Origin of the sequence: Frateuria sp. (assembly GCF_013362045.1) — a bacterium.
Classification (GTDB): Bacteria; Pseudomonadota; Gammaproteobacteria; order Xanthomonadales; family Rhodanobacteraceae; genus Frateuria_A.
On sequence record NZ_JABFWW010000256.1, the window covers coordinates 1 to 9,018 of the forward strand.

The following is a 9,018-nucleotide window of genomic DNA, read 5'->3' on the forward strand; positions in this document are numbered from 1 at the left end:
CGAACCCTGGGTGCGCATCCGGCGCGACCCGGCAGAGCCTGCCAGCCTGCTCAAGGCCGGCGCGCCGGTGTGCTACGTGATCGAGCGCGACGGCTTCTCCGACGCGCTGATCCTGGAGCGCGCCTGCCGCGAGGCCGGCCTGCCCCCGCCGATGCAGCCGCTGGCCGGCACCCGCCGCAAGCGCTCGGTGTTCGCGCTGGCGCGGCGCGACGGCTGGCTGCTGGGCCGCAACCGCCAGCGCTCGCCCAACGGGTCGCTGGCGCAGCTGGTGCGCTCGCTGGAAGACCAGCCCGAACGCGACATCCAGATCGTGCCCGTGTCGATCTACGTCGGCCGCGCGCCCAGCCGCGATGCCGGCTGGTTCCGCGTGCTGTTCTCCGAGAACTGGGTGATGGTCGGCCGCTTCCGCCGCCTGCTGGCGCTGCTGCTGAACGGCCGCGACACGGTGGTGCACTTCTCCCCGCCGGTGTCGCTGCGCGAGGTGCTGAACGAGGCCGGGCAGATCGAGCCGGACCGCTTCGTGCGCAAGATCGCGCGGGTGCTGCGCACGCACTTCCGCCGCATCCGCGCCGCGGTGATCGGCCCGGACCTGTCGCACCGGCGCACCGTCGCCGATTCGGTGCTCAACGCCGAGCCGGTACGCTCGGCGATCGGCGCCACGGCGGCCAAGGAGCACATCTCCTACGCCAAGGCCTGGCGCCGCGCGCACAAGCTGGTGATGGAGATCGCCGCCGACTATTCGCACCCGGTGGTGCGCTCGGTGTCGTTCCTGCTGTCGAACTTCTGGAACAAGCTGTACGACGGCATCGCCATGCACCACTTCGACAAGGCGCGCGCCGCGGCGCCCGGGTACGAAGTGGTCTACGTGCCCAGCCATCGCAGCCACGCCGACTACCTGCTGCTGTCCTACCAGTTGCACGTCTCCGGCGTGGTGGTGCCGCACATCGCCGCCGGGGTGAACCTCAACCTGCCGGTGATCGGGCCGATCCTGCGCCGCGGCGGCGCGTTCTTCCTGCGCCGCAGTTTCAAGGGCAATGCGCTCTACTCGGTGATCTTCAACGAATACGTCGCGCAGCTGATCGACCGCGGCGTGCCGATGGAGTACTTCATCGAGGGTGGCCGCTCGCGCACCGGGCGGCTGCTCGCGCCGCGCGCCGGCATGCTGGTGATGACCGTGCGCGCCTTCCTGCGCGCGCCGCGCCGGCCGGTGCTGTTCCAGCCGGTATACATCGGCTACGAGAAGCTGATGGAGGGCAAGAGCTACATCGGCGAGCTGTCGGGCAAGCCGAAGGAGAAGGAATCCCTCGTCGGCCTGCTCAAGGGCCTGAAAGTGCTGCGCCAGCGCTACGGCCACGTCGCGCTCAACTTCGGCGAGCCGATCGAGCTGACCCCGCTGCTCGATACGGCAAGCAATGACTGGCGCGCCGCCACCGCCGACCCTGACGCCAAGCCCGAGTGGCTGAACCGCGTGGTCGACGAGCTGGCCGAGCGCATCCAGGTCAACATCAACCGCGCCGCCGACGTCAACCCGATCAACCTGCTGGCGCTGGCGCTGCTGGCCACGCCCAAGCACGCGATGGCCGAGAACGACCTGCTCGCGCAGCTGGAGCTGATGCGCGCGCTGCTCACGCAGATGCCCTACTCGGACCGCATCACGCTCACGCCGATGGCCCCGCCCGCGATCGTCGCGTACGGCGAGCAGATGGGCTGGGTCCGCCGCGTGCGCCATCCGCTGGGCGACGTGCTGGTGGCCGACGACGAGCCGGCGGTGCTGCTGTCCTACTTCCGCAACAACGTGCTGCACCTGACCGCCACCGCCGCGTGGGTGTCCTGCTGCTTCTTGAACAACCGGCGCATGACGCGCGCCTCGGTGCTGCGGCTGGGCCGGATCATCTATCCGTTCATCCAGGGCGAGCTGTTCCTGCCATGGGACTCGGACGGCTTCGTGGCGCAGATGCAGGGCACGATCGACTTCTTCGTCGGCCGCGGCCTGCTGGAAGCATCGGCCGACGGCCGCGTGCTCGAGCGCGGGCCGGGCCAGGACGACGCCGCGTTCCAGATGAAGACCATCGCGCGCAGCCTGATCCAGGCCTTCGAGCGCTACTACATCACCATCGCCGCGCTGGCCAAGAACGGCCCGCACACGACCACCGCGGCGGAGCTGGAGAACGCCTGCGCGCTCACCGCGCAGCGGCTGTCGCTGCTCAACGAGCAGTCCGCGCCGGAGTTCTTCGACAAGGCGCTGTTCCGTGGCTTCATCCAGAAGCTGCGCGAGCAGAAGATCGTGTGGACCGACGATGCCGGCAAGCTCGACTACGACCGCGCGCTGGAGGACATGGTGCGCGACGCGCGGGTGATCCTGGCCCGCGAGGTGCGCCACTCGATCCTCAAGATCACCGGCGTGGACGGCGACATGGACGCCGCCCCGCCCAAGCCGGCAGCGCACGTGCCCGAGGACAGCGGCAGCGAGGACCTGCACCGGCGCCACGTCGAGGCCGAGCAACACGAGCACGGGCACGAACCGCCCCGGGACGCCTAACCGCCTCGCCTCCAGGGCAACGTGTGGCAGGCGGGCTACCGGTGGGTGCGGAGAGCTGCCTATGATGGCCGCTCCACTGGAGGAGGCCCATCATGTCCCTGCGCCCCGCGCTCGCCCTTGCCACCCTGCTGGCGGCCGCTCCCGCCCTGGCCGCCGAGCCACCCACGGAAGCCGCCACCGCATTGCACTGCGCACACCTGCTCGACCCGGCGGCCGGCAAGCTGCTGGGCGAGACCACGGTGGTGGTGCGCGACGGGCGCATCCAGGCAATCCACGCCGGCGCGCCGGCGAGCAGCGACGGCCGCGTGCTGGAACTGGCCGGCCAGACCTGCCTGCCCGGCCTGATCGACGCGCACACGCACCTGACCTCCGAGACCAGCCCCACCGGCTACACCGACCAGTTCCGCTGGAACACCGCCGACTACGCGATCCGCTCCACCGTGTATGCCAGGCGCACCCTGCTGGCGGGCTTCACCACCGTGCGCAACCTGGGCGACGAGGCCAACGAGTCGATCGCCCTGCGCAACGCGATCAACGCCGGCATCGTGTCCGGCCCGCGCATCTACACGGCGGGCGTGCCGATCGGCTCGACCGGCGGCCACGCCGACCCCACCGACGGCTACCGCCAGGACCTGGCCGGCGATCCCGGCCCGAAACGAGGCATCATCAACGGTCCAGCCGACGCGTGGAAGGCCGTGCGCCAGCACTACAAGGACGGTGCGGACCTGATCAAGATCATGCCCTCCGGCGGCGTGCTGGACGAAAGCGCCAGCGCGGACAACCCGCAGATGACCATGGAGGAGATCAAGGCCGTGGTCGCCGCCGCGCACGACTACGGCTTCACCGTGGCGGCCCACGCGCACGGCGCCGAGGCGATCCGCCGCGCGGTGCTCGGCGGCGTGGACTCGATCGAGCACGGCACCTTCATGGACGACGCCGACATGAAGCTGATGAAGGAGCACGGCACCTGGTACGTGCCCACCATCATCGCCGGCAAGTACGTCGAGCAGATGGCCGCCAAGCCCGGCTACTACCCGCCGCAGGTCGCCGCCAAGGCGCGCCAGGTCGGCCCGATCATCCTGGCCACCGCCGGCCGCGCCTACAAGGCCGGGGTGAAGATCGCCTTCGGCACCGACGCGGCCGTCTACCCGCACGGACAGAACGCCAGGGAGTTCGAGTACATGGTGCAGGCCGGCATGCCGCCGATGTACGTGCTGCAGGCCGCCACCACCCACGCGGCCGAGCTGCTGCACCGGGCCGACCAGCTGGGCCAGATCCAGCCGGGCCGCGCGGCCGACGTGATCGCCGTTCCCGGCGACCCGCTTGAGGACATCACCGCCATGCAGCGGGTGAGCTTCGTGATGAAGGACGGCACGGTCTACAAGCAGGACGGCAAGCCGACCGCGCCTTGACCCAGCGGCCGCCGGCGCACGGCAGCCGGCGGCCTTCCTGTAGCATTGCCGCCCATGAGCGAGCAGCCCCAAACCACCCACTTCGGCTTCCGCGACGTGCCGGTGGGCGACAAGCAGAAACTGGTCGGCCAGGTGTTCACCTCGGTCGCGCGCAGCTACGACCTGATGAACGACCTGATGTCGTTTGGCGTCCACCGCCTGTGGAAGCGTCATTTCGTGGCGATCAGCGGCGTGCGCGCGGGCGACCGCGTGCTGGACCTGGCTGGCGGCACCGGCGACATCGCCGCGTTGCTCAAGCCCGTGGTCGGCGACGCGGGCGAGGTGGTGGTGGGCGACATCAACGCCGCCATGCTGGGCGTGGGCCGCGACCGCATGACCGACCGCGGCCTGGTCTCGGGCCTGCGCTGGGCGCAGTTGAACGCCGAGTGCCTGCCCTTTGCCGACAACTCGTTCGACGCGGTGACCATGGCCTTCGGCCTGCGCAACGTCACCGACAAGGACAGGGCGCTGGCCGACATCTGCCGCGTGCTCAAGCCCGGCGGCCGCGCGCTGGTGCTGGAGTTCTCGCGCGTGCAGAGCGAGCTGTTCGGCAAGCTCTACGACTTCCATTCGTTCAAGGTGCTGCCCAGGCTCGGCCGGCTGTTCGCCGGCGACGCGGACAGCTACCAGTACCTGGCCGAGTCGATCCGCAAGCACCCGGACCAGGCCACGCTCAAGGGCATGATGGAGGCGGCCGGCTTCGGCCGCGTGGAGGTGCGCAACCTCAGCAACGGCATCGTGGCGATCCACAAGGCCTACAAGCTCTGACCGGGGCGTCGCCGCCGACCGCGACCGCGTTCCAACGGCCTGCGCCGTCTGCTGCTGGAGCATGCGGACGACCCTAAGGCCGTCCGCGTCGAACGGCTGAACCTCAGGCCGGCGCGCGCAGGTCCTGCTGCACCGAGCCCACGCGGCGCGCGGTGTCCTCGCTGTCCTTGAGCCGCACGGCCTCGGCCAGCGCGGCGGCGTACCAGCGCTGCATGCCGGGCAGCTCGCGCAGGCGCTGCGCATAGGCCAGCGAGGCCTCGTCCAGCGGCAGGCCGTAGCTCAGGATGCGCCAGGCGACCGGGGCGAAGAAGGCATCCACCGCGCTGAAGGCGGAACCGGCGAGGAACGGCCCGCCGAAGCGCGAGAGGCCTTCGTTCCACAGTTCCGCCAGACGCGAGAGGTCGCGCTGCAGCGACGCGTCGATGCCATGCAGCCGCACGCGGATGGCGCAGTTCATCGGGCAGGTGCCACGCAACGCGCCGAAGCCCGAGTGCATCTCGGCGGCGGCGCAACGCGCCCAGGCGCGCCCGCCAGCGTCGGCCGGCCATACGCCTGGATGGCGCTCGGCCAGGTATTCGACGATCGCCAGCGAATCCCACACCACGGTGTCGCCATCAACAAGGCAGGGCACCTTGCCGCTGGGCGAGAAGGTACGGAAGGCATCCCAGCTGGAACCCTCCTGCAACGCCACCAGGCGTTCGTCGAACGGAACGCCGCGCTCGACCATCAACAGCCACGGCCGCAGCGACCACGACGAATAGTTCTTGTTGCCGATGTAGAGCTGGTACACGACGGAACCTCCTTTCAGGTATCCATGATCAGCAGGGTGCCGGTGCTGCCTTCCTCGACCGCATGGGGAACGCCGGCAGGCACCAGGCAAAGCTGGCCGGCGCCCGCCACCCGCAGCGCGCCGCCGATGCGCAGCCGCAGGGCGCCATCCAGCACGAGCAGCGCCTCGCTGACGTCATGCGTTTCTTCCACATAGGGCGCCTCGTCCATGCGCAGCAGCTTGAGCCTGGCCGAGCCGATCTGGCCGAGCAGGTGCGATTGCCACGCAGGCAACCCCCGCGCCAGCGCCGGCAGGTCGACGATGACCGCTTCAGCCGTGTTCATAGCGCTTGGTCCCGTGCGCCGATACCGGGCGCACCGGCGCCGTGCGCCCGCGCGCATTGGCCAGTATGACGCCGCCGACGGTCACCGCGCCGCCGATCAGGGTCAACGGCCCCGGCCGTTCGCCCAGCCAGACCCAGCCGATCAGCACCGCGATCGGCGGCGAGAAGTAGATGAAGCTGGACACCTGCGAGGCGGAGCTGCGGTGGATTGCCGTGTTCCAGGCGATGTAGCCCACGAAGGTCGGCGCCAGCCCCAGCCACAGCAACGCACCGATACGCGGCCACGGCGCGGCAGCCAGCGCGTGCGGCAGGTCCAGCGCGAACGGCAGCGCGCCCAGCATGCCGGCGAAGAAGGTGAATGCGGTGACGCCGAACACGCTCGAACGCGCGAACAGCGGCTTCTGCCCCACGAAATAGATGGCCGAGGCGACCACGCTGACCAGCACCAGCGCCGCCATCGGCTCGAACTTCACCTGCTTGCCGCTGGCCAGCACCACCATCACCACGCCGGCCAGCGCCACGCCCAACCCGGCCAGCGTGCGCAGCGGCAGCCGCTCGCGCAGCCACAGCGCGGACAGCGCCGCGGTCGCCGCCGGCACCAGCGAGATCAGGATCGCCGCGGTGCCGCTGGCGATGCGCGTTTCGGCGTAGTTGAGCGCCAGATGGTAGACGGTCAGCCCGGTCACGCCCAGCAGCGCCAACTGCGGCCAGTCGCGCCGCGCCGGCAGCGGCGGGCGCTTGGCGATCAGCCACAGCGCGAAGCACAGCGAGCCGATGGCCAGCCGCGCGAAGGCCACCTCGCCCGGCGTGAACGCCGGCAGCGCATAGGCGATCGCCGCATAGGCGGAGGACCAGGTGACCAGCGCGACGCCGATGCAGGCCAGCGTGCGCCCGTCGAGGCGTAGGGTATCCATGGGGTCAAGTCCGGGCGGGGAAGTGCGCATCCTAGTGGCGGGCACCAGGCACGGGAATGATGGATCGGAATAAAGTGACGACCTTTCGCCATCGAACGAAATGGGAAAACACCCGCATGGCCTCAATATCGAAACCCGAACTGGACGGACGCGATTGGCAGCTGCTCGAAGCCCTGCAGCAGGACGCGCGCCAGGGCTACGCCGAGCTGGGGCGGCAGGTCGGCCTGTCCGCGCCGGCGGTGGCCGAACGGGTGAAGCGGCTGGAGGAAGCCGGCGTGATCGCCGGCTACCGCGCGGTCATCGACCCGAAACGCCTGGGCTACAGCATCGACGCGGTGATCCGGCTGCGCTGCGACGGCGGCGTCTGCGCGCGCATCGGCGCGCTGGTGGCGGACGTGCCCGAGGTGCTCGAATGCCGCCGCCTGGCCGGCGAGGATTCGGCGCTGCTGCACGTGGTCGCGCTCTCGGTGGCGCACCTGGAAACAGTGCTCGACCGCCTGCTGAAGATCCACCCGAGCATCAGCACCACTACGCTGGTGGTGCTGCAGACGCCGCACGCCAACCGCCCGCTGACCCGCGCGATGTGGCAGGCGGCGCAGGCGATGGAGGGCTGAGGCCGGCATACTGCCCGCTGCTTTCCGGAGACTCCGATGTCCGATCAGACCCTGCCGCCCGATGCCGATGACCGGCCTGACGATCCCCAGCGCCGCCGCCTGCTCGGCGGCCTGGCCGCCGCGGGCGCCGGCCTCGCGCTGGGCGGCACCGCCGTGGACACCTCCACGGCCGCAACCGTGCCGGCGGCGACCAAGCTCGATGCCCTGCTGCGCGAGCGCATCCAGCGCGTGGTGGTGATCTACGCCGAGAACCGCAGCTTCAACAACCTGTTCGGCGATTTCCCCGGCGTGGCCGAGCCGCTGTCCGCGCTCGAGCCCGAGCGGTACCGCCAGCGCGACCGCGACGGCTCGCTGCTGAAGGAGCTGCCGCCGGTATGGCACGGCGTGGCGCCGCACGAACAGGTGGTCAACCACCGCAAGTACGTGGTGCGCGAGGAGGACCTCACCGGCCTGCCGAATGCGCCCTGGGCGCTGCGCACCGGCTCGGGCGAACCGCTGCCGCAGGGCGTGGTCACCCGCGACCTGTGGCACCGCTTCTACGAGAACCAACTGCAGATCAACGACGGCCGCAACGACGGCTTCGTCGCCTGGGGCGACTCGGGCGCCCTGGTGATGGGCTACTACGGCGACAACGCGGCCAACCTGCGGCTATGGCAACTGGCGCGCCAGTACACCCTGTGCGACCACTTCTTCATGGGCGCCTTCGGCGGCTCCTTCATCAACCACCAGTACCTGGTCGCCGCGCAGCCGGCGTACTACCCGCACGCCGACACCAGCCCGGCACGCTTCAACATCGCCCAGACGGTGACCGGCGAGGCCACCGACATCCATCTCAAGCTCGCCCACGACTCGCCCGCCAGCGCGATGGACGGCAAGCCCGAGCCGTACGCCCCCAGCGCGCTCACGCCGGATTTCTGGGCGGTGAACACGATGGCGCCGGCCTACGCGCCGAGCTTCTCCAAGGACCCGAACGACCCGCACCGCGCCGATCCGAACAGTCCCAACACGCTGCCGCCGCAGCAGCACGAGACCATCGGCGACGTGCTCTCCGAAGCCGGCGTCGACTGGGCCTGGTATGCCGGTGGCTGGCAGCTTGCGCTGGAGGACCAGGGCGACGGCGACCAGCGCGATTTCCCGCAGCGACCCAACTTCCAGCCACACCACCAGCCATTCAGCTACTTCGCCGCCTACGCACCGGGCACCGCCGCGCGGGCGAAGCACCTGCGCGATGCCGGCATCGGCGAGACCGCGGCCACCAACCACTTCCTTGCGGCGGTCCAGGCTGACCGGCTTCCGGCGGTCACCTTCTACAAGCCCCAGGGCGACCTCAACATGCACGCCGGCTATTCCGACGTCGATGCCGGCGACCGTCACATCATGGCCGTGGTCGAGGCCCTGCAGTCGTCGGCTGCATGGCCCGGCCTGCTCATCGTCATCACGGTGGACGAGAACGGCGGCTGGTGGGACCACGTGGCGCCGCCCAAGGGTGACCGCTGGGGACCGGGCTCGCGCATCCCGGCGATCGTGGTCTCGTCGCACGCGAAGAAGGGCCACGTCGACCACACCGTCTACGACACCGGCTCGATCGCCCGCCTCATCACCCGCCGCTTCGGCCTGCGC

8 protein-coding genes are annotated in these 9,018 nt (G+C 70.3%); 5 read left to right on the top strand and 3 right to left on the bottom strand.

Annotated features, from left to right (window positions below; all coding sequences use genetic code 11):
- The 3 genes from plsB to ubiE form a co-directional block, all read left to right on the top strand.
- On the top strand, positions 1-2,539 hold a 2,539-nt coding region (gene plsB, locus HOQ08_RS12130), incomplete at its 5' end, for a glycerol-3-phosphate 1-O-acyltransferase PlsB (protein WP_291195120.1).
- A gap of 92 nt (positions 2,540-2,631) precedes the next feature.
- On the top strand, positions 2,632-3,951 hold the full coding sequence (locus HOQ08_RS12135) for an amidohydrolase family protein (RefSeq protein ID WP_291195123.1): 1,320 nt from the start codon (positions 2,632-2,634) through the stop codon (positions 3,949-3,951).
- A 54-nt stretch (positions 3,952-4,005) separates the two neighbouring features.
- Complete coding sequence (ubiE, locus tag HOQ08_RS12140; protein WP_291195126.1) at positions 4,006-4,758, top strand: bifunctional demethylmenaquinone methyltransferase/2-methoxy-6-polyprenyl-1,4-benzoquinol methylase UbiE; 753 nt, start codon at positions 4,006-4,008, stop codon at positions 4,756-4,758.
- A gap of 103 nt (positions 4,759-4,861) precedes the next feature.
- Here ubiE and HOQ08_RS12145 read toward each other — a convergent pair whose 3' ends face one another.
- Genes HOQ08_RS12145 through HOQ08_RS12155 form a run of 3 tightly spaced genes read right to left on the bottom strand, consistent with a single transcriptional unit; the run spans position 4,862 to position 6,784 of the window.
- Positions 4,862-5,548 (bottom strand): glutathione S-transferase family protein, encoded by a 687-nt coding sequence (locus HOQ08_RS12145; RefSeq protein WP_291195128.1) that lies wholly within the window; start codon positions 5,546-5,548, stop codon positions 4,862-4,864.
- Positions 5,549-5,562: 14 nt separating this feature from the next.
- Positions 5,563-5,871, bottom strand: a complete 309-nt coding sequence (locus HOQ08_RS12150) for a cupin domain-containing protein (protein ID WP_291195131.1) — start codon at positions 5,869-5,871, stop codon at positions 5,563-5,565.
- The gene (locus HOQ08_RS12155; protein ID WP_291195134.1) at positions 5,858-6,784 is read right to left on the bottom strand and encodes a DMT family transporter; all 927 of its coding nucleotides are present in this window, start codon (positions 6,782-6,784) and stop codon (positions 5,858-5,860) included. Before HOQ08_RS12155 ends, HOQ08_RS12150 begins: the two co-directional genes overlap by 14 nt.
- A 116-nt stretch (positions 6,785-6,900) precedes the next feature.
- Between HOQ08_RS12155 and HOQ08_RS12160 the strand changes: the two genes are divergently transcribed.
- Together HOQ08_RS12160 and acpA are read left to right on the top strand one after the other, a co-directional pair.
- The gene (locus HOQ08_RS12160) at positions 6,901-7,398 is read left to right on the top strand and encodes an Lrp/AsnC family transcriptional regulator (RefSeq protein ID WP_291195137.1); all 498 of its coding nucleotides are present in this window, start codon (positions 6,901-6,903) and stop codon (positions 7,396-7,398) included.
- Between the two features lie 36 nt (positions 7,399-7,434).
- The coding region (gene acpA, locus HOQ08_RS12165; protein WP_291195140.1) for an acid phosphatase at positions 7,435-9,018 on the top strand (1,584 nt) is incomplete at its 3' end.

Excerpts from the sequence above, each read along its gene's own strand:
- HOQ08_RS12135 (WP_291195123.1), top strand. The coding sequence starts at position 2,632 with ATGTCCCTGCGCCCCGCGCTCGCCCTTGCCACCCTGCTGGCGGCCGCT.
- ubiE (WP_291195126.1), top strand. The coding sequence starts at position 4,006 with ATGAGCGAGCAGCCCCAAACCACCCACTTCGGCTTCCGCGACGTGCCG.
- HOQ08_RS12150 (WP_291195131.1), bottom strand. The coding sequence starts at position 5,871 with ATGAACACGGCTGAAGCGGTCATCGTCGACCTGCCGGCGCTGGCGCGG.
- HOQ08_RS12155 (WP_291195134.1), bottom strand. The coding sequence starts at position 6,784 with ATGGATACCCTACGCCTCGACGGGCGCACGCTGGCCTGCATCGGCGTC.
- HOQ08_RS12160 (WP_291195137.1), top strand. The coding sequence starts at position 6,901 with ATGGCCTCAATATCGAAACCCGAACTGGACGGACGCGATTGGCAGCTG.